Annotated in this window: 19 protein-coding genes; 7 read left to right on the top strand and 12 right to left on the bottom strand. The window is 65.4% G+C overall.

Going from position 1 to position 20,192, the window contains the following annotated elements; all coding sequences use genetic code 11:
• Positions 1-26: 26 nt before the first annotated feature.
• A complete protein-coding gene (locus NDO48_RS06035; protein WP_026227388.1) occupies positions 27-1,448 on the bottom strand; it encodes an MFS transporter in 1,422 nt (473 codons plus the stop codon).
• Between the two features lie 135 nt (positions 1,449-1,583).
• Between NDO48_RS06035 and NDO48_RS06030 the strand changes: the two genes are divergently transcribed.
• Entirely contained in the window at positions 1,584-2,480 is an 897-nt protein-coding gene (locus tag NDO48_RS06030; RefSeq protein ID WP_026227387.1) for a LysR family transcriptional regulator, read from the top strand.
• On the opposite strand, the gene NDO48_RS06025 is transcribed toward NDO48_RS06030, so the two are convergent.
• Positions 2,477-2,923 (bottom strand): Rrf2 family transcriptional regulator, encoded by a 447-nt coding sequence (locus tag NDO48_RS06025; protein WP_267321111.1) that lies wholly within the window; start codon positions 2,921-2,923, stop codon positions 2,477-2,479. The genes NDO48_RS06030 and NDO48_RS06025 overlap by 4 nt on opposite strands.
• Before the next feature lie 201 nt (positions 2,924-3,124).
• Between NDO48_RS06025 and NDO48_RS06020 the strand changes: the two genes are divergently transcribed.
• Positions 3,125-4,018 (top strand): NAD(P)/FAD-dependent oxidoreductase, encoded by an 894-nt coding sequence (locus tag NDO48_RS06020; protein WP_018428913.1) that lies wholly within the window; start codon positions 3,125-3,127, stop codon positions 4,016-4,018.
• A 70-nt stretch (positions 4,019-4,088) separates the two neighbouring features.
• Here the strand turns inward: NDO48_RS06020 and NDO48_RS06015 are convergent, their stop codons facing one another.
• From NDO48_RS06015 to NDO48_RS06000, 4 genes are all read right to left on the bottom strand, one after another.
• Entirely contained in the window at positions 4,089-5,978 is a 1,890-nt protein-coding gene (locus NDO48_RS06015) for an MFS transporter (protein ID WP_026227385.1), read from the bottom strand.
• 298 nt (positions 5,979-6,276) lie between these two features.
• Entirely contained in the window at positions 6,277-6,447 is a 171-nt protein-coding gene (locus tag NDO48_RS06010) for a hypothetical protein (RefSeq protein ID WP_018428911.1), read from the bottom strand.
• 139 nt (positions 6,448-6,586) lie between these two features.
• Positions 6,587-6,931, bottom strand: a complete 345-nt coding sequence (locus NDO48_RS06005; protein WP_267321110.1) for a hypothetical protein — start codon at positions 6,929-6,931, stop codon at positions 6,587-6,589.
• Between the two features lie 252 nt (positions 6,932-7,183).
• Positions 7,184-8,386 (bottom strand): pyridoxal phosphate-dependent aminotransferase, encoded by a 1,203-nt coding sequence (locus NDO48_RS06000; protein ID WP_267321109.1) that lies wholly within the window; start codon positions 8,384-8,386, stop codon positions 7,184-7,186.
• Between the two features lie 287 nt (positions 8,387-8,673).
• Between NDO48_RS06000 and NDO48_RS05995 the strand changes: the two genes are divergently transcribed.
• Together NDO48_RS05995 and NDO48_RS05990 are read left to right on the top strand one after the other, a co-directional pair.
• Positions 8,674-9,573, top strand: a complete 900-nt coding sequence (locus NDO48_RS05995; RefSeq protein ID WP_018428908.1) for an EAL domain-containing protein — start codon at positions 8,674-8,676, stop codon at positions 9,571-9,573.
• A complete protein-coding gene (locus tag NDO48_RS05990; protein WP_267321108.1) occupies positions 9,570-10,409 on the top strand; it encodes an EAL domain-containing protein in 840 nt (279 codons plus the stop codon). Before NDO48_RS05995 ends, NDO48_RS05990 begins: the two co-directional genes overlap by 4 nt.
• Before the next feature lie 615 nt (positions 10,410-11,024).
• On the opposite strand, the gene NDO48_RS05985 is transcribed toward NDO48_RS05990, so the two are convergent.
• A complete protein-coding gene (locus NDO48_RS05985) occupies positions 11,025-11,234 on the bottom strand; it encodes a cold-shock protein (RefSeq protein WP_018428906.1) in 210 nt (69 codons plus the stop codon).
• 285 nt (positions 11,235-11,519) lie between these two features.
• On the opposite strand from NDO48_RS05985, the gene NDO48_RS05980 reads away from it, so the two are divergent.
• Positions 11,520-11,849 (top strand): hypothetical protein, encoded by a 330-nt coding sequence (locus NDO48_RS05980; protein ID WP_018428905.1) that lies wholly within the window; start codon positions 11,520-11,522, stop codon positions 11,847-11,849.
• Positions 11,850-11,998: 149 nt separating this feature from the next.
• On the opposite strand, the gene NDO48_RS05975 is transcribed toward NDO48_RS05980, so the two are convergent.
• On the bottom strand, positions 11,999-12,580 hold the full coding sequence (locus NDO48_RS05975) for a methylated-DNA--[protein]-cysteine S-methyltransferase (RefSeq protein WP_267321107.1): 582 nt from the start codon (positions 12,578-12,580) through the stop codon (positions 11,999-12,001).
• A gap of 174 nt (positions 12,581-12,754) precedes the next feature.
• Between NDO48_RS05975 and NDO48_RS05970 the strand changes: the two genes are divergently transcribed.
• On the top strand, positions 12,755-13,816 hold the full coding sequence (locus tag NDO48_RS05970) for a lytic transglycosylase domain-containing protein (RefSeq protein WP_267321106.1): 1,062 nt from the start codon (positions 12,755-12,757) through the stop codon (positions 13,814-13,816).
• Positions 13,817-13,818: 2 nt separating this feature from the next.
• Positions 13,819-14,307, top strand: coding sequence for a GNAT family N-acetyltransferase (locus tag NDO48_RS05965; protein WP_416377183.1), 489 nt, complete (start codon positions 13,819-13,821; stop codon positions 14,305-14,307).
• Between the two features lie 223 nt (positions 14,308-14,530).
• Here NDO48_RS05965 and NDO48_RS05960 read toward each other — a convergent pair whose 3' ends face one another.
• From NDO48_RS05960 to carB, 4 genes are all read right to left on the bottom strand, one after another.
• Complete coding sequence (locus NDO48_RS05960; protein WP_267321104.1) at positions 14,531-14,896, bottom strand: hypothetical protein; 366 nt, start codon at positions 14,894-14,896, stop codon at positions 14,531-14,533.
• A gap of 354 nt (positions 14,897-15,250) precedes the next feature.
• Positions 15,251-15,622 carry an endonuclease domain-containing protein gene (locus NDO48_RS05955; protein ID WP_267321103.1) on the bottom strand — a complete coding sequence of 124 codons (372 nt, stop codon included), beginning with the start codon at positions 15,620-15,622 and terminating at the stop codon, positions 15,251-15,253.
• Between the two features lie 351 nt (positions 15,623-15,973).
• Positions 15,974-16,348, bottom strand: coding sequence for a hypothetical protein (locus NDO48_RS05950; RefSeq protein ID WP_018428899.1), 375 nt, complete (start codon positions 16,346-16,348; stop codon positions 15,974-15,976).
• Between the two features lie 332 nt (positions 16,349-16,680).
• On the bottom strand, positions 16,681-20,175 hold the full coding sequence (gene carB, locus NDO48_RS05945) for a carbamoyl-phosphate synthase large subunit (protein WP_267321102.1): 3,495 nt from the start codon (positions 20,173-20,175) through the stop codon (positions 16,681-16,683).
• Between the last annotated feature and the right edge of the window lie 17 nt (positions 20,176-20,192).

Raw genomic sequence — 20,192 nt, 5'->3', positions numbered from 1 at the left:
CGCGGCCGGGCAAGGGGCACCGGGATTCAGCGCCTCGCCCTGTCGGCCGAAACCGCCATCGCCATAGCCAACGCTGCGACGACAAGGACCAGGGCCGCGCCGAATGTCGCCCGCATGCCGCTGGCCGCGGCTGTGGCCGATATCTCGGCAGCTCCCGATGTCGCGGATGCAAATGCGAACACCGCGCCCATCACCGCGGCCCCGGTGACCAGTCCGAGATTGCGCGCGAGGTTGAGCATGCCGGAAACGACGCCGCGCCGATCGGCACTGACGTCGGCCATGACGGCCGTGTTGTTGGCCGTCTGGAACAGCGCATAGCCTGTCGTCGTGACGATGATGGGCACGACATAGCCGGCGACACCTGCCGCCAGAGGCATCAGCGCGAGAGCCAGCGTTCCCATGGCCATGCCGGCAAGGCCGGCAATCGTCATGCGCCGGGCGCCGAAGCGGTCGGCGATGCGGCCTGCCGGGATGCTGGTCAGCGCCGTGACCACGGGGCCGGCCGAGAGCGTGAGGCCGACGAGTGCGGCGTCAAGCCCGAGACCACGCGACAGGTAAAATGGCCCGACTACAAGCGTTGCCATCATCACGGTGGAGACGAGCCCGCTCATGGCCAGGCTCGCGCCAAAGGCGGGCTCCCGGAGCAGGGAGAGCCTGACCAGTGGCGCTGCGGCTCGCGTCTCGACCCGCAGGAAGAGTGCGACACCAATGCCGGCGGCGACCATCAGGCCAAGGTTCAGCAGGCCGAATTGCCCACGGCCAAGCGTCATCGACAGGGCATAGGCGGCAAGCGTCACGGCCAGCAGCGCCGTGCCCGCAATGTCGAAGCGAGGCCGTTCTGCCGTCGCCTTGTCCGCCGGCAGGTGACGGTATGCCAGCAGCAGGGCGATCAGGCCGAGCGGCACATTGACCAGGAAGATCATGCGCCAACCCGGCCCCGCTATGAGCAGGCCGCCGAGCGAAGGGCCAAGTGCGGTGCCGATTGCCGACATGGCGCCGAGCAGCCCCATGGCGCTGGCGGTGCGCGCCTTGGGCACGGTGTCGCCGACGAACGCCATGGCAAGCGCCATCATCGCGGCGGCGCCCAGTCCCTGCACGGCGCGGGCGGCGACCAGAACCCGCAGACTGGGTGCCGCCGCTGACAGCGCCGAAGCCAGGATGAACAGGGCGATGCCGGCGATCAGCAGACGCCTGCGGCCGATCAGGTCGCCCAGTCGGCCGACGCCGACGACCAGCGTGGTGACCGCCAGCAGATAGGCGAGCACCACCCATTGGACCTGCTGGAACGATGCATTGAAGGCCTGTGCCAATGTCGGCAGCCCGACATTGGCAATGCTGGTGCCGAGGGACGAGAGCAGGATGGACAGCGACAGGCTGGCCAGTATCCAGCGGGTCGCTGCCGACTGCCCGCTTCCCGTCTGCTCGTATTCCGCCGTCGCCGAGTTCATCGCGCTCTCCATCCAGGTCGCTCCCCGGGGGAGCAGTGGAAAGATAGCTTCCGACCTGACATGGCGGAACACGCAGCATTTGCACTTCATCAGTGCGTTTGACGCCATGTCATGGCCATGCCTATGCTCGGCGTCATGCCCATGCCCGACCTCAACCTGCTGGTGACCCTCGATGTCCTTCTCGCCGAAGGCAGCGTTGCCCGCGCCGCCAGGCGGCTGCAGCTCAGCCCCTCGGCGATGAGCCGCGCGCTGGCGCGGCTGCGCGAAACGACAGGCGATCCGCTGCTGGTCAGGGCAGGGCGCGGACTGGTGCCGACGCCGCGTGCGCTCGAACTGCGCCAGCGGGTCGCACAACTCGTCGAGGAAGCCGAGGCGGTGCTGCGTCCGGCCGAGGACCTGGATCTGGCGCGGCTTGCCCGGACCTTCACGATCAGGACGCGCGAGGGCTTCGTCGAGAATTTCGGCCCCGCCCTTGTCGACCGCATCGCCCGCCAGGCCCCCGGCGTGCGGGTGCGCTTCATGCCCAAGCCCGACAGGGGCAGCGAGCCGCTGCGCGACGGCAGCGTCGACCTGGAAACAGGCGTGGTCGGCAAGGCGACCGGCCCGGAAGTGCGCGCGCAGGCGCTGTTCCGCGATCGTTTCGTCGGTGTCGCGCGATCAGGCCATTCCATCAGCGAAGGCGAGGTCACGCTCGCGCGTTATGCCGCCTGCGGGCACATCGCGATTTCGCGCCAGGCGCCCGACCGTGGTTTCGTCGACGAGGCGGTGGAACAGCAGGGCTTCGAACGGGAGACCGCCGTGGTGGTGGCAGGTTTTTCCGCCGCCCTGGCGCTGGCGCGCGGCAGCGATCTCGTCGCCACCGTTCCCGAACGCCACACCGGCAATCTGCGCGCCGGCATGTTCACCTTTGCGCTGCCGTTCCATCTGCCCGAGATCACCGTTTCGCTGCTCTGGCATCCGCGCCTGGATGCCGACGCCGCCCATTGCTGGCTGCGCGGTTGCGTCAAGGATGTCTGCGCCCAAGCAGCCTAGAAATGCTCCATGGTGAGCTTGCCGCTGGAGGCTTTTGCAGCACCCTCGGCGAGTTCGGCCAGCGTCACCTTGCCGAAGCGGGCAAGCAGGATCGCCTCGGCCTCGTCCATCGCCTCGGCGAGCGAGACGTTGACCGCCTGCTCGACGACGCAGTTGGGGTTGTCGCCGGCAAGGCCGATGGCGAAGAGCTGCGGCGCGCCGAGCGCCTTGTGGATGTCGAGCAGCGTTATCTCCTCCAGTGGGCGCGCCAGAACCCAGCCGCCGCCATGGCCTTTCTCGGAGCGGACATAACCCTGGTCGCGCAGGCCGGCCATGGTCCGGCGCACGACGACGGGGTTGGTGCCGAGCATGGTGGCGATGGCGTCGGAGGTGGCGGTGCCCTCGTGGTGCTGCATGTGGATCAGCACATGCAGCATGCGGGAAAGGCGGGTGTCGGGTCTCATTGAACTGCTCTCTGGCGCTGGTCTTTTGGGCGCGGCCTTAGCCGCCCCGGCGTTGGAACAGGCCTAGCAGAGGCGCGCTTACGCAACAACAGGAGTTGCGTGAAACTTGACGATCGATATCACGTAACATAATAAGTGTCGTGATATCCCGAAAGGCCTGCGGGGCCGTCGGGCAGACGCAACGCAGCAAAGGATTTTGTCATGAACCACGACGTGATCATCGTCGGCGGCAGCTATGCGGGGATTTCCGCCGGTTTGCAGCTGGCCCGGGCCAGGCAGAAGGTGCTGGTGGTCGATGCCGGTGAACGCCGCAACCGCTTTGCCGCCAGGTCGCACGGCTTTCTCGGCCGCGACGGCGTCGATCCCGGCGCGATCGCGGCGGAGGCGCGTGCGCAGCTCGAGCTGTACCCGACGGTCCGCTGGATCGAGGGCAGGGCGGAGGGTGCAAGGCGGATCGCCGGCGGTTTTGCCGTCGATCTCGGCAACGGCGCGACGGAGACGGCGCGGCGGCTGGTTCTCGCGGGCGGCGTTTCCGACAGCCTGCCCGACATAACCGGCCTCAGGGAGCGCTGGGGCCGCTCGGTGTTCCATTGCCCCTATTGCCACGGCTACGAACTGAACCAGGGCCGGGTCGGCGTGCTCGCCGTGTCGGAGCATTCCATGCATCACGCGCTGATGCTGCCCGACTGGGGCAAGACCACGCTGTTCACCAACGGCGCCCTTTTTCCCGACGCGGGGCAGTTGCGGCAGCTCGAGGCGCGCGGCACAGCGGTCGAGACAACGCCTGTCCGCGAGGTCAGGGGCGAGCGGGCCGACGTCGTTTTGGAAGATGGCCGCGTGATAGCGCTCGACGGGCTGTTCACCATGCCGAAGACATCGCTGCAGATCCCCTGGGTCGAACAGCTGGGCTGCGAGCTGGAGGTGGGGCCGATGGGCAGCTTTATCAGGACGGACGCGATGAAGCAGACGAGCGCGAAAGGCGTGTTCGCCTGCGGCGACATTGCGCGTGCGGCCGGCTCGGTGGCGCTGTCGGTCGGCGACGGCGCCATGGCCGGTGCGGCCACGCACCGCTCGCTGATGTTCGAGGCCGACTGAGCGCGAATGTTCCAAAAGAAAAGCCCGGCAGGCTCGCGCCTGCCGGGCTCTCGCTTGGGATGGACCGAGATCAGTCCTTGGCGTTGAGGTCGGTGCCGAGCGTGTCCTTGACGAAGATCACACCGATGATCAGCGTCATGGCGGCAATCGCGATCGGGTACCAGAGGCCGTAATAGATGTCGCCGGCCGCGGCACTCATGGCGAAGGCGGTTGCCGGCAGCAGGCCGCCGAACCAGCCGTTGCCGATGTGATAAGGCAGCGACATGCCGGTGTAGCGGATGCGGGTCGGGAACATCTCGACCAGGATCGCGGCGATCGGGCCATACACCATCGTCACGTAGACGACGAGGATGAACAGGATGCCGATGACCATCGGCTTGTTCACGCCTGCCGGGTCGGCGACCATCGAGAAAGCGCCGCCGCCTGCGATCGAGAAGACGCTGATGTCGGTGGCGCTGCCTGCCTCTTCAGCCGTCAGCAGCTTGTCCTTGATTGCCTGTGCGACCGGAACGGTGGCCTTTTCGCCGCCGCGGATGGCTGCAGCATCGAGCTTCAGCTCCGGATTGGCTGCCACGAAGGCGTCGAGCTTCTGGTCGGCAACCTTGGCTGCGCCACGGACCAGCGGGTAGCCGCCGTCATGGAGCGCGATGTTGACTGCCTTGACGAAGGCCGCGTCCTTGGCCTTGGCCTGATCGCCGGCTGCAATGGCGTCGTAGGATTCGACGGTCTCGTTGCCGATCTTGACCGTGGCTGCGGTGCCGGGTGCTGCCGTGGTGACGACGTCATAAGGAACCGAGTTGCGGGTCAGGAACGAGGTGGCGATATCGCAGGACGTGGTGAACTTCGCGGTGCCCACCGGGTTGAACTGGAAGCGGCAATCGCCGGGTGCTGCGGTGACGGTGGCGCGAACGTTCTGCTGTGCGGTGGCGAGTGCCGGGTTTGCGGCCCAGGTCAGCGCCTTGAACAGCGGGAAGTAGGTGACGATGGCGAGCGCCAGGCCGGCCATGATGATCGGCTTGCGGCCGATCTTGTCGGAAAGCCAGCCGAACAGCACGAAAAAGCCGGTGCCCAGGATCAGGGCGATGGCGATCATGATGTTGACCGACTGGCCGTCGACCTTGAGCACGTTCTGCAGGAAGAACAGGGCGTAGAACTGGCCGGTGTACCAGACCACGGCCTGGCCGGCGGTGAGGCCGAGCAGCGCCAGCAGCGCGATCCTGGCGTTCTTCCACTGGCCGAAGGCTTCCGACAGCGGCGCCTTGGAGCCCTTGCCCTCTTCCTTCATGCGCTGGAAGGTCGGCGATTCGTTCAGCGACAGGCGAATCCAGACCGAGATGCCGAGCAGGACGAAGGAGAGCAGGAACGGCACGCGCCAGCCCCAGGCGGCGAAGTCTTCCTTGCCGAGCCAGCTCTGCACGATCAGGATCACCACCAGCGACAGAAACAGGCCGAGAGTTGCCGTCGTCTGGATCCACGAGGTGTAATAGCCGCGGCGATCGTCGGGCGCATGCTCGGCGACATAGGTCGCGGCACCGCCATACTCACCGCCGAGCGCCAGGCCCTGCAGCATGCGCAGCACGATCAGGATGATCGGGGCGGCGATGCCGATGGTGGCCGAGCCGGGCAGCAGGCCGACCAGGAAGGTCGACACGCCCATGATCAGAATGGTGATGAGGAAGGTGTATTTGCGGCCGACGAGATCGCCGAGACGGCCGAAGACCAGCGCACCGAACGGGCGCACCAGGAAGCCGGCGGCGAAGGCGAGCAGGGCGAAGATGTTGCGGGTGGCCTCGGGGTAGGAGGCAAAGAAGGTCGCGCCGATGAAGGCTGCGAGTGAACCGTAGAGATAGAAATCGTACCATTCGAAAACGGTACCGAGCGACGAAGCGAAGATGACCTTCTTCTCTTCGCGCGACATGCCTCGCCCGCGTCGGGCGTCGGCGGTTGCCGAGATTGCCATATATGTCTCCTCCCAGAGTGCCGGCGGTCAGGGCCTGGAGACCTGTCTCCGGGAATCCGCCGAACCTTACGACGGACGAAGTGATAACGCCGGGAGGCGGCCGTTATCCATCGCTGCTTTGGGATTATGACCTTAGTCGTATAAGCAGTCCAGCGGCGTGTTTTCAGCCGCTGGAGCCGGTTTCCGGCCTGCCTGGCAGGGCGCCTCTTGTCCGGTCGGACCTGGTCGGGCGCCCCGCGGGTTCATGAGGACGCATGGCGTCCCCGGCGAGAGCCCGGACGGCTCTCGCGGCAGCCGGTCAGGCCGCCCTCTCTTCCTTCTCGACGAGATAGCCGCGGTCGCGCAGCCAGCGTGCGATGATGATTTCCACCATCGACGACACCGAGCGGTGGTCGTCCTTGGCGGCCTTGACCAGGGCTTCCTTGAGATCGCGTTCGATACGGAATCCGAGTGGGTGTGTCTTGGACATTGGTACTTCCTGGGACTGTTTCGGGACGCATTCGTCCCTGTGAGGAGGACCGGCTGGCGACAGATCAATTTGGGGCGACAGATCGCCTGGGGTGTCGCGCGATGCCGGTCAGGCGGCGCAGGTGGGGCGCGTTGCGCCGTCAGGTCTGCGCCGGAGGCGCGCGCGGGGCCTTGGTCCTGTGGCGCAGGAAGCTGAAAAGCGGGCCGGCAGGGGACGTGGCGGCATCAATGACCGCAGCGGGCATGCTGTGCCGCGCCGGGACCACCGGACTGTCGTCGCCGCCTTCACATTCGGCAAGCACGAGGCGCTTGTCGTCCTCGGCAAAGAGCACCAGCAACTGGTCGTCGGAAGTAGGCCCGCCATTGCTGGCCATGCGGACGTGTACGTCGCCAATGGCTTGATGCGGCTGGGCGAGAGCAACCGAAGTCGCCTGGGCAGCAAAAACCGAAAACAGCACCAGCAACAGACGCGCGAGCACGTACATGCTCCTTCGCTCCTGCTGATTCTGTCTAGGTTGATACAATTGATGCCTCTGAATACGTCCGTCCATTCCGACGGATATAGTTTGGTCAGAGTAGCAGCATTCGGGCCGGAACAGCAATATGCAATTCTATAACAGCGTATGAGAATCAAAGATTCTCGTCGGCTCCAGCGATCACTTTTTGCCCGTTTGCGGACGCCGGCAAAGAAAAAACCCGGCCGAAGCCGGGTTTCTCAACACTTGAAGCGCAGGCGCTCAGGCGAGCGACGCGGTGAAGCGCTGGATGCGGGTGCAGGCCTCTTCCAGCAGCGCCTCGGAGGTGGCGTAGGAGATGCGGAAGTTCGGGCCAAGGCCGAAGGCCGATCCGAAGACCACGGCCACGCCCTCGGCTTCGAGCAGTTCGGAGCAGAAGGTCTCGTCAGTGTCGATGACCTTGCCGCCTTGCGTCTTCTTGCCGATCAGCCCGGCGCAGGACGGATAGACGTAGAAGGCGCCTTCCGGCGACGGGCAGGTGATGCCGCGCGCCTGGTTCAGCATCGACACGACGAGGTCGCGGCGGGCCTGGAAGATCGCCTTGTTCTTGAGGATGAAGTCCTGCGGACCATTGAGCGCTTCGACCGACGCCCACTGGGCGATGGTGCAGGCGCCCGAGGTCTGCTGGCCCTGGATCATGTCCATCGCCTTGATCAGCTGGATCGGGCCGGCGGCGTAGCCGATGCGCCAGCCGGTCATGGCATAGGCCTTCGACACGCCGTTCATGGTCAGCGTGCGGTCATAGAGCTTGGGTTCGACCTCGGCGATGGTCTTGAAGACGAAGTCGCCATAGGTCAGGTGCTCGTACATGTCGTCGGTCAGCGTCCAGACATGCGGATGCTTGAGCAGGACGTCGGCGATGGCGCGCAGCTCGGCCTCCGTATAGGCGGCGCCCGACGGGTTCGACGGCGAGTTCATCAAAAGCCACTTGGTCTTCGGCGTGATCGCCTTTTCCAGCACTTCCGCCGTCAGCTTGAAGCCGTTGTCGATCGAGGTGTCGGCAAACACCGAGGTGCCGCCGCAGATCGCCACCATCTCGGGGTAGCTGACCCAGTAGGGGCGGGGGATGATGACCTCGTCGCCGGGGTTCAGCGTCGCCATGAAGGCGTTGAACAGGATCTGCTTGCCGCCGGTGCCGACAATGGTCTGCTCGGGCTTGTAGTCGAGATTGTTCTCGCGCTTGAACTTCCTGGCGATGGCCTCGCGCAGCGGCACGATGCCCGAAACCGGCGGGTACTTGGTTTCGCCGCGGCGGATCGCATCGATCGCCGCATTCTTGATATTGTCGGGCGTGTCGAAATCGGGCTCGCCGGCGCCGAGGCCGATGATGTCACGGCCGGCATTTTTCAGCTCGCGCGCTTTCTGCGTGACCGCGATGGTCGCGGAAGGCTTAACGCGGGAAAGGGCATCGGCAAGAAAGGCCATGACTTCAAGTCTCCGGTTCGGAAAATGACGCGGTCCGCGACCGCGGGGCTCTTGGTGCGCGTCCGATGGGGCGCGCGGCGCTGTAATGTCGCATGACGCAGGGAATCGCAAGCGGATTGAGGCTTTCGGGGCCTCTCACTTGCTGGTCCAGTCGGCTCGCCTTCTGTGCATAACGTCGGCGTGCCGGCCGGCTGGCTCAAGTTTGAGGCATCTCGTTAACCGGCGGTCAAACCTTCGATGTGATTTTGGCTCGGCAATTTCGCCAGCATTCCGGAATAGGACGGACCGTGTCGAAGAGCATCGGGCTCGCCCAATCAATCCGGCACGACGACGGTTCCGTGACCGGCGTATGGGGGGCGTTTGCCCTGCGCAGCGCCTTTCAGCCGATATTCTCGTTCCAGGGCAGCAGGCTTCTGGCCAGCGCTTATGAGGGGCTGATCCGGCCCTTTCGTGACGACGAGCCGGTGCCGCCGGGCGTCTTTTTCGGCGCCATCAGCGGTATCGAGCGGCTGCAGGTGGAAACGCTGACGCGCACGCTGCACCTCAGGAATGCGGCGGTGTTCCTGCCGCAGGATGCCGCGATCTTCATCAATTTCGATCCGTCCGTCTTCATCGACCGTTCGATCTCGGAGCACGCCCTGCACGACATGCGGCAGGTGCTCAACGAGGCCGGCGTCGACCCGCGCCGCATCGTCTGCGAAGTGACGGAGAAGAAGGCCGCCTCGGAGCAGGCGCTGTTCGACTTCGTCGATGCGCTGAAAGCCAATGGCTTCCGCATCGCGGTCGACGATTTCGGATCCGACGAGTCCGACATCAAGCGGATCCGCGACATCAAGCCCGACATCGTCAAGTTCGACGCGCACTGGATCAGCCGGCTGATGGAATCGGGCGCTGGTCTTGCCCTGCTCAAGGAGATGGTGGCGAATTTCGAGGACAAGGGCATTCGCACGGTCTTCGAGGGGCTAGAGGAAAGCTGGCAGCTGGAGCTGGCGGAGCGGTCCGGCGCCTCGATGGTGCAGGGCTTTGCGCTCGCATTGCCTGAAATCGTGCCGGCCCGCTTCGACCAGTTCGACACAGCCATGCCGGGAGCAGCCCATCGCGCGGCCGTCCCGGCGACCGGCGAGCCGGCATTGGCCGGCCGTACGCAGAGATCAGGCCGAAGCTTCGGCAAAAGGACATTTTCATGACTGACGAGTTTTTCGGATTCGGCGCGCTGCCCCAGGCTGTTGCAGGAAAGATCGTGGCCGACGAGGTCGGGCTGGAATACGGCATCCATGGCGACTATCGCCTGCGCTGCACCGTCCAGCCGATCTTCAGGCATGAGGACGGCCAGCTCACGCCCATCGCCGTTTCCGGCCAGACGGTGCCGCATCTCCGCAACGTGCCGGTCGCCCTGTCGGAGTTCCTGGCGGGTGTCGCGGCCGAGGATCGCGGCCTCGTCGCGCGCGTCTGCGCGGTGCTGCCGCTCGCCAACGTTCACAACATCGGCGTCGACGACGTCTCGCTGATGTTCCGGCACGATGCCGCCGCCGGCACGGGGGCTGTCGAGGACCTGCGTTTCATGGTCGAGCGGCTCGGTGGCGAGGGCTTCGAGCCGTCCCGGCTGATCTGCGAGGTCCCCGGCGGTGACCATGCGCTTGCCGCCGAATTGAAGGCGCTCGGGCTTCACGTCGCTTTGGGCGTCTACGGCGCCGGGCTGCCCGATGTCGATGTCGTCAAGCGGATGGATGCCGATATCGTGCGTCTCGACCGTGGCTCGTTCGAGCGCTTCTGCGCCGATGTCGCAACGGGCCGGCTGCTACGGCCGGTGGTCTCGGAGCTCAAGGCGCAGGGCGTGCTGGTGCTGGTCGAGGGCATCGACAGCGAAAGCCGGCTCGAAATCGCGCTTGCCGCCGGCATCGACCTTCTGCAGGGTGATCTGCTCGAACCGGCAATGCTGGTCGGCAGCCTGTTCGAAGAGCAGCCGCGCGAGGCTGCCGACTTCCGCCACGGCGACTGCGTCGTCATTCCGCTGTTCGGCTGACGTCAGCAGGCCTTGGTTCAGCTGACAGCGGCCCGCCCGCGTTCGGCTGACAGCTGCCCTGTCCGCAGTCGCGACCGCCATGTCGCAGTGCTGCGCTCCTGTCGCCTGTTCTGAAAGAGTTGCGCAGGCAGCGCCTGTGCGGGCGGCATCGTTGCGCGAGGCGGTATGGGCGTGCAGCTGACCAGAACGGCGTTTCTGGCGGCAATATGATCATTGTCGCTGACATTACGCGCAATGCCTGCGCGCATGAACGCGATGCCTGCACGCATGAATAGGCGGCGGTCGCTGCGATATGGGAGCGGTGGTGCCTTGCCGCGCGGGCAAGGGCCGAACCGGCCATGTGCCGATGAGCGGGGTCGGCAGGCCTGTCTTTTGGGGGGGGCCTGTGGGGCAGGGGCCGTGGTCCCGGAAAACAAAAAAGGCCCGGAAAAACAAAAAGGCGGGGTGAAACCCCGCCTTCCGTTCGGCAACTGATTCTGGATCCTCAAACCTGTGGCTCACGGCAATCTGCCGTATCGTCCTTTCAGGTCCCGGTCCCGGCGCGCTTAAAGCGCAGCCGCCAGTGCATCCGTGACTTGCAGCGCAATCGGAGCTTCCGCTCCTGCGCGCCCTAAATCAGATTGCCTGCAGAGCACCGGCAGACGACCGGCCGGTACGGCGGTCCTGCTCGATCTCGTAGCTGATCTTCTGGCCGTCGGCCAGCGAGGTGAGGCCCGAACGCTGCACAGCGGAGATGTGGACGAAAATGTCCGCGCCGCCTGCGTCAGGCTGAATGAAGCCGAAGCCCTTGGTTGCGTTGAACCACTTAACGGTGCCAGTTGCCATTGCGATAATCCTTGTCGTCTGCAGTTGGTCTTGATCGAGCTAAAATGCCAGACCTGTGGTATCGAAATTTTGGAGATAGACGTCTGCAAACGCGATGGTGTCGCGGGGCACGGATCTGTCGGCCGAAATATCAACGATGCCGATATAGGCGAGCTCGTCCGATTTTGCAAGTACTTGGCAGATGCTGCTGCCGTTACGGCATCGCGCCGGCCCTGCTCGTCGTGCAACGTCAAGCCAGAAGGGTGCTATAGTGCGATGCTGCTGTGCCGTTTGAAGGAGGTCCCCATGAAAGCTGTCCTTATCGCCGCCTGCCTGACGCTGGTCGCAGCGGAGGCGCAGGCCATCTCGCGCTACAATTCGATGAGCATGAGCTGCACGCAGGCGCAGGCTGCGGTGCGTAACCAGGGTGCGGTGATCCTGCGCTGGACGTCGCCGAGGTCGGGTGTGCCGATCTACGACCGCTATGTCCGCAACGATCGTTTCTGCCCGTCCGGCCAGGAAGCGCGGCGCGCCTTCGTGCCGACCGCCGATGCCAGCTCCTGCCCTGTCTACAACTGCAAGCAGATCGAGCGCGATCGCTTCTTTTTCAAGCGCCGCCTGTTCGCGCCGAACTGAGCTTTGCCTGCGTCGGTCATTGCGACAGGCATAGGCATGGCGACCAGGCATGGCGACGGAGATTGGGGGGATGCGCCGGCGTTTGAGGCTGCGCATCCTGTTCCTGCGGAGGCCCTATCCTGATTTTCGGGCCGGGCGCCCGTCGCGCGTCAGAAGCTGAACGACGCCTGGGTCGATGGCGGCGGGCTGACGCGCACGCCCTCGAGTTCCAGCATCCTCTCCTTGGTGACCGAACCGCCGGTGGCCGAGAAGCCGCCGATCTTGCCGCCGGCGGCGAGGATGCGATGGCAGGGAATCACCAGCGGCACCGGATTGGCGCCGAGTGCAGCACCAGTCTCGCGGAACAGCCCCTTGTGACCGGATTTTTCGGCCAGGCCGCCATAGGTGGTCGTCTCGCCGTAGCGCAGCGCGCGCGCCGCGGCATAGATGTCGAGCCGGAAATCGTCAACGCCGCTGAGATCGACCGGAACCGAGGTGAAGTCGACGTCCTCGCCCGCGGCATAGCGGCGGATGTCGGCGATGAGCAAAGCCACCCACTCCGGCACGACGCGGCCGCCCGAAACGTCGACCTCGCCTGCGAGCCGCAAAAGGCGGCGTTCTGCCGCAGCATGGGTTTTCTCCGGCAGGCAGAGACGTTTCAACCCCGTCTCGCTCCAGGCCAGCGCCATGAAGCCGAGGGCCGTTTCGAAGACGGCATGACCGGGAAGAGGCAGGGAAATGGCGGTGTCCATGATTGCTCCTCTCATGCACGGCTGTCGCGACAAATCGGTACAAATCAGGAACATTTTCGCATGTTCCGCGGGCGCCTGCCACCCGAAAAGCGTGTTCGCCTGTGGATTGCCCGGAGCACGTTCCTTGTTGTAAGGAGGGACGGGCGGGACGACAACCATAACCAGAGCGTGGATTTGCCGGCAATCAAGACCCATCTGCTGATCTCGGCGGCATTCTCCGTGGCCCTGCTTTCGGGCTGCCAGACCAATACGGCCGCACTCAGCACCGATCTTTCGACCGGCGCCGACGTTGCGCTGAGCACTGACGCGAGCCTGGCGCCATCCTCCACGGAAGCCGATATTGCGCTGCCCGAGACGGTGGCCATGGTGCCGACGTCGTTCGCCGGAACCGAGGCCTCGCCGGCCACAGCCATTCTCGCTGCCGCAGCCGAAGTGCCGGCCGCACCAGCCGCCCCGACCTCCGAAAGCCAGCCCGCCGTGGCCGCTGCTTCTCCGGCCGCTCCTGCACAGGACGCCGGCCAGGCTGTTGCCTCGGCCGAGGTTGTGCCGGTTCCCCAGGCGGCTCCGGCAGCGCCTGCAGCCGCTGCGTCGGTCGCCGCCGCGAAGACATCGGTCCCTGCAAAGCCGACGACGCCCGTCGATCCCGCTTTCGTGCCGATGGCCGGCGGCGATGTTATTGCTGCCGCCGATGCACCCAAGCTGGCCGGCGCCTTCCCGCCGGCGCCGATCATTCCCGACTATGCCCTGCCGGCGAGCGCGCCGGTGCCCGGCAGTTTCCAGGTCGCCTCGCTCGGCAATGTCGCGCCCGAAAGCTTCGCCACCTCGTCCTACGCCGCGCCCGATACGCCGGCACTTGCCTCGCGCGGCAAGATCGATGAGCTGATTACCAAATATGCGGCGCTCTACGAGGTGCCGGAACGGCTGGTGCGCCGCGTGGTCAACCGCGAAAGCACCTTCAATCCGATGGCCTACAACAGGGGTCATTGGGGGCTGATGCAGATCAAGCACGCAACCGCACGCGGCATGGGCTATGACGGTCCGGCCAACGGCCTGTTCGACGCCGAGACCAACCTCAAATTCGCCATCAAATATCTGCGCGGCGCCTGGCTGGTGGCCGACGGCGACGAGGACCAGGCCGACAAGCTCTACCAGAGCGGCTATTATTACCACGCCAAGCGCAAGGGCCTGCTCGACGAGACGGGCCTGGGACGCGACCGCGTCCGCCACCGCGGCTGAGCTTGCCGATGCCCGCGCCGCAGGGGGAGAACGACGTCCGCCTGCGCCGGGTCCTGCCGGGCGAGCTCAGGCCGCCGCATTGGCCCGACGGCTTTGCGATGCGGACGTTTCAGGCCACGGATGCGCCTGTTCTCCACGACCTTCTGGAACTCGTCTTCGACGACGGCATGAACGGGCCGTTCGACCAGTGGTGGTCGCGACTGGCTGGCGATTCCGAATTCGATCCCGAACTTTGCTTCCTGGTTTTCGACAGGGACGGTCGGCTGGCCGGGGCTGCCCTGTCGTGGACCTCCGGTTTCCTCAAGGACCTTGCCGTCCATCCCGACTGTCGCGGCAGGGGCATTGCCGAAGCTCTTCTGTGGCACGTCTTTGCCACTTTCGCCGCGCGCGGCGCGAGCCATGTCGACCTCAAGACCAACCTGTTCGCCAACGCCGCCGCAGTTAGGCTGTATCGCCGGCTCGGCATGGTCGAGGTGGACTGGGAAGGGTAGTGCTCACGCCATTGTCGTCCGGCCGCCTCGGCGCGTCGGGAGCTGTCGGCCAGTCATCGCCGGCGACGTACACCGGCTTTGTCAAACACGCCGCCCATGAGTTCAGGCCTGGCCGCGCCAGCCGGGGGCTAGGGAGGAAGGGAAGGCGGTCGTGCGATTGATGTTTCGTGCGGTCCCGAGGCCTGTTCGCCCGTGATGCAGACATAATCCCTGCAGAGCGGCGTCAGGGGACGGCGTTTATTCGCCCCTTCATCTCCAGCGCCCATGCGCGCCCTTCGTCGCCACCCCAGAGCAGCCAGGCGATGTGGCCGGCTGAGGGGTTCTGCTCATTGCCAAAATTCCTGCCGCGCTTGTCGACTTCGTGGCGGGCGAAGTAGCTGACCATGCGCTTGATGGTGTGGGGCGTAAGTTCCGTGCGGGCGACAAGCTCCTCGGCACGGCCGACGCCGATCTCTGTGCCGCCCCGACCGAATTTTTTTCTCAGCGCAAGACCCCTGGCAGCGTTGTCGGCCACCACCTGCGGCGGGATCAGGCTCGTGCCCGATGCCTCGCGGCGAATCTCGTCGAACGGGTCGTAGGCGTGGGGCATGCGGCGATTCCTGACTGACGGGGCAGGGTAGCCCGATGGGGGCGGGATGACGAGGGTGCGAGGCGGTGATGCCTTCTCCCTTGTTGGGAGGGCCAGGAAAAGCCACGCCCGGAGCCTTGGCGGAGGCCGGGGCGTTCCCTTCTCCCCTTGTGGGAGAAGGTGCCCCGAAGGGGCGGATAAGGGGTGTTGGAAGACGCGCTGCGTTTCAGGAGAGGCGCGCCAGCTTTGGTCCGCCTCACTCCCTCCAGCATCCCTCATCCGTCTCGGCGCTGCGCGCCGATCCACTTTCTCCTACAGGGGGAGAAGGGGCCTTTAGGCCGGTCCTTCGAAGAGGAGAAGGTTTGGCTGCCTGCTTCAGCGCCAGGGCTGCAAGCCGGTATCCCTGACATAGGCGAGGATGGTGGCGCAGACGCTGCGCATGTCACGGAGGGCGTCGTTGTTCCAGAAACGGAGGGCGCGGAAGCCGAGCCGGTTGAGTTCGGCGGTGCGCTTGTCGTCTCGCATGGACCCTGCATGTTGGCTGCCGTCGACTTCGACGATCAGCATGGCATCAGAGCAGAGGAAATCGGCGACGAAACGGCCGACGGGCACCTGTCGGCGAAACTTGATGCCGTCGAGGCGTCGGCCGCGTAGTTCTTGCCACAGCCTGTCCTCGGCCTCCGTCGCCTCGCGGCGCAGGGTCCTGGCGAAGGCGCGTCTGCGGGCAGGGACGGATTGGTGCGGCATGTGCCTTGAGCGAGCGGCGATGGGAAGGAAGGGGGCGAGGCGGCGATCCCTTCTCCCCTTGTGGGAGAAGGTGGATCGGCACGCAGCGCCGAGACGGCGCTGGACGGAGTGCGCCGGACCAAGAGCCGGCGCCTCTCCTGAAGCGCCGCGTTTCTTCCAACACCCCTCATCCGCCCCTTCGGGGCACCTTCTCCCACAAGGGGAGAAGGGAAGACGGGGCACTCCCGGCCCTCCGCCGGGGCTCCGCGCGTTCGTCGTTGGGAAAGCCAAACCGTTGGCTTTTCCTGGCTTTTGGCCATCACTCATCACCCCGCAAGGGGAAAACGTATCAATGCCGGAACGCCGCGCCTCTTACTTCGAAGCGTAGATGGCGCAGTTGCCGGTCGTTTTCATCTTGTACTTCTTGCCGACCGAGTTGCAGCGTTCCAGCGCCTGCTTTTCGGCTGCTGCCTGGGACGGCGCGTTGAGGGACGCGCCGCAGTAAAAGGCTTCGACGGCGCCCAGATGCGTCTGGGCATAGGCCGAGTGACCCGCTGCTGCAACATACTTCTTGTAGCCGTCCTGGCACGACCCCTTGGTCTGCTGGAACTGCAGCGGATAGCGCTTGTTGCCTTCCTGGCCGGCCAGCGAGCCCTTGTCCTTGGCCATCGCCGCGCCGGGCACGGCTGCAACCAGAAGTCCTGCCAGCACAGATGCCAGTGCCAGCCGCACAGTGTTCAACTTCATTGTCGAGTACTCCCCACCTGATGGTGAAGAATTATCTGCAATTAATGCGAGTGAAAAGGTGGAGGCCAAGAAAATCGTGCGACTTCGTTAAGACGAGGCCTTGGCATATTAGATTTTGCTTTTGCAATTTGCCGGGCGCGGGGGCTGCTGCGGCCCTTCTTCCGGGCTGTTGTGGTGTCTGCCGGGCGAGGGGGCGAGCGCTGGCGTTGCCCTCATGCGCCTGCCGACATTGGATGCCCGAAAGCCAGGCAGCTGGCGTCTCATTCGCTGCGCGGCCGCATCTCACCTCGCCGTAGAACGGCAAGGTGAGATTTTGTGGCGATGTGCTGCCTTTACTTGAAGTAGTCCTGCAGCGGACGCACCTCGAGCGAGCCGGCCTTGAGCGCGGCGATGGCTTCGGCGACGGCGGCGGCACCTGACAGGGTGGTGTAGTAAGGCACCTTCTGCATCAGGGTGGCGCGGCGGATCGACTTGGAGTCCGACACAGCCTTCTGGCCGTCGGTGGTGTTGAAGACGATCTGGATCTGGCGGTTGCGGATGGCGTCCTCGATGTGAGGGCGGCCTTCGAGCACCTTGTTGATCTTTTCCGCCGGCACGCCGTTTTCAACGAGGAAGCGCGCGGTGCCCGACGTTGCCAGCACCTTGAAGCCGAGGCCGGACAGGCGCTGGACGGCACCCAGGATGCCGGCCTTGTCTTCGTCGCGGACCGAGACGAACAGCGTGCCCGAGCGCGGCAGGTCGACGCCGGCGCCGAGCTGGGCCTTGGCGAAGGCGAGCGCGTAGTCGCGGTCGAGGCCCATGACCTCGCCGGTCGACTTCATTTCCGGTCCGAGCAGGATGTCGACGCCGGGGAAGCGGGCAAACGGGAACACTGCTTCCTTGACGGCGATGTGGCCGGGATTGCGGGCATCGGGCTTGGCGCCGTAATGGGCGAAGGCCGCGTCGAGGCTCTCGCCCGACATGATGCGGGCGGCGATCTTGGCGATGGGCTTGCCGACGGTCTTGGCGACGAAGGGCACCGTGCGCGAGGCGCGCGGGTTCACTTCCAGCACGTAGATTACGCCATCCTTGATGGCGTATTGCACGTTCATCAGGCCGCCGACATTGAGGGCGCGCGCCATGGCCGAGGTCTGGCGCTCGAGCTCGTCGACGAGCTCGGTCGACAGCGAGTGAACCGGCAGCGAGCAGGCGCTGTCGCCCGAGTGGATGCCGGCTTCCTCGATGTGCTCCATGATGCCGGAGACGAAGGTCTCCTTGCCGTCGCAGAGGCAGTCGACGTCGACCTCGATGGCGCCCGACAGGTAGGTGTCGAACAGAAGCGGGTTCTTGCCGAGCAGGGTGTTGATCTGGCCGGTCTTGTCGTTGGGGTACTTCTGCTTGATGTCCTCGGGCACCAGGCCCGGCACGGTGTCGAGCAGGTAGGACTGCAGCATGCCCTCATTGTGGATGATCTGCATGGCGCGGCCGCCGAGCACGTAGGACGGGCGCACGACCAGCGGGAAGCCGAGTTCGCCGGCCACGGTGCGGGCCTGCTCGACGGAATAGGCGATGCCGTTCTTGGGCTGCTTGAGGTCGAGCTTGTGCAGCAGCTTCTGGAAGCGGTCGCGGTCCTCGGCGAGGTCGATCGCGTCGGGCGAGGTGCCGAGGATCGGGATGCCGGCCTTTTCGAGCGCGTCGGCGAGTTTCAGCGGGGTCTGGCCGCCGAACTGGACGATGACGCCGTGCAGCGTGCCTGCCGCCTGCTCGGCGCGCAGGATTTCCAGCACGTCTTCCGCCGTCAACGGCTCGAAATAGAGCCGATCCGAGGTGTCGTAGTCGGTCGACACGGTCTCGGGGTTGCAGTTGACCATGATCGATTCATAACCGGCCTCGCGCAGCGCATAGGCGGCATGCACGCAGCAATAGTCGAACTCGATGCCCTGGCCGATGCGGTTGGGGCCTCCGCCGAGGATGACCACCTTCTTCCTGTCGGAGATCTGGGCCTCGTCGGCGAGCGCGCCGGCAAAGGGGACCTCGTAGGTCGAATACATGTAGGCGGTGGGCGAGGCGAACTCGGCAGCGCAGGTGTCGATGCGCTTGTAGACCGGGTGGACGCCGAGCTTTTGACGAGTCTTTTGAACGGCTTCGGCCTCGGACTTGGTGAGCGAGGCGAGACGCGCATCGGAGAAGCCCATCGACTTCAGCATGCGCAGGTTTTCGGCATCCTGAGGCAGGCCGTGCTCGCGCACGCGGGCTTCCATCGAGATGATGCCCGCGATCTGCTCGAGGAACCACGGGTCGATCTTGCACATGGCGTGCACGTCTTCGAGCGAGGTGCCCATGCGGATCGCCTGGGCGACCATGCGCAGGCGGTCGGGCGTCGGCGTGCCCAAGGCGGCGCGGATGGCGTTGCGGTCGTCGCCGCTGTCGCCGTCGGCGCCGATGCCGGGAATCTCGATCTCGTCGAGGCCGGTGAGGCCCGTTTCCAGTCCACGCAGCGCCTTCTGCAGCGATTCCTGGAAGGTGCGGCCGATGGCCATGACCTCGCCAACCGACTTCATGGCGGTGGTGAGCACGGGCGAGGCGCCGGGGAACTTTTCGAAGGCAAAGCGCGGGATCTTGGTGACGACATAGTCGATCGACGGCTCGAAGGAGGCAGGCGTCGCGCCGCCGGTGATGTCGTTCTCGAGCTCGTCGAGCGTGTAGCCGACGGCGAGCTTGGCGGCGATCTTGGCGATCGGGAAGCCGGTGGCCTTGGAGGCGAGTGCCGAGGAGCGCGAGACGCGCGGGTTCATCTCGATGACGACGAGACGGCCGTCGGCCGGATTGACGGCGAACTGGACGTTGGAGCCGCCCGTCTCGACGCCGATCTCGCGCAGCACCGCGATCGAGGCGTTGCGCATGATCTGGTATTCTTTGTCCGTCAGCGTCAGCGCCGGGGCGACGGTGATCGAGTCGCCGGTGTGGACGCCCATCGGGTCGATGTTTTCGATCGAGCAGATGATGATGCAGTTGTCGGCGCGGTCGCGCACGACCTCCATCTCGTACTCCTTCCAGCCGAGCACCGATTCCTCGATGAGGACTTCGGTGGTGGGGGAGGCGTCGAGACCCGACTGGACGATGTCGAAGAATTCCTGGCGGTTGAAGGCGATGCCGCCGCCGGTGCCGCCCATGGTGAAGGACGGGCGGATGATGGCGGGCAGGCCGACATGGTCGAGCGCCTGGGCGCCGATGGCCATGCCGTGGTTGATGTAGCGCTGCTTGCGGTCGCCTTCGCCGAGGTTCCACTGGGTTTCGAGCGCGTCGAGCGCTGCGTCGAGATTTTCAGGGTTCTCGGCCTTCAGCGCGGCGCGCTCGGCCTCGTGGCGCTTGCGGTCGGCGTCCTTGACGTCGGAGGCGTTGGCCAGCATCGAGCGCGGCGTTTCCAGCCCGATCTTGGCCATTGCCTCGCGGAACAGCGAGCGGTCCTCGGCCTTGTCGATGGCGTGCGCGTCGGCGCCGATCATCTCGACATTGTAGCGCTCGAGCACGCCCATGCGGCGCAGCGAAAGTGCTGTGTTGAGCGCGGTCTGGCCGCCCATGGTCGGCAGCAGCGCGTCGGGGCGTTCCTTGGCGATGATCTTGGCGACGACCTCGGGCGTGATCGGCTCGATATAGGTGGCGTCGGCGAGCTCCGGGTCGGTCATGATGGTCGCCGGGTTGGAGTTGACCAGGATGACCCGGTACCCCTCTTCCTTCAGCGCCTTGCAGGCCTGGGTGCCGGAGTAGTCGAACTCGCAGGCCTGGCCGATGACAATGGGACCGGCGCCGATGATCAGGATGGACTTGATGTCGGTGCGTCTTGGCATGGCGTGCGTCCGTAAGT

The organism is Aminobacter sp. MET-1, assembly GCF_026521175.1.
Taxonomy (GTDB): Bacteria; Pseudomonadota; Alphaproteobacteria; order Rhizobiales; family Rhizobiaceae; genus Aminobacter.
The sequence above is the reverse complement of the archived record's forward strand: the minus strand, read 5'-3'. Positions and strand labels throughout refer to the sequence as shown.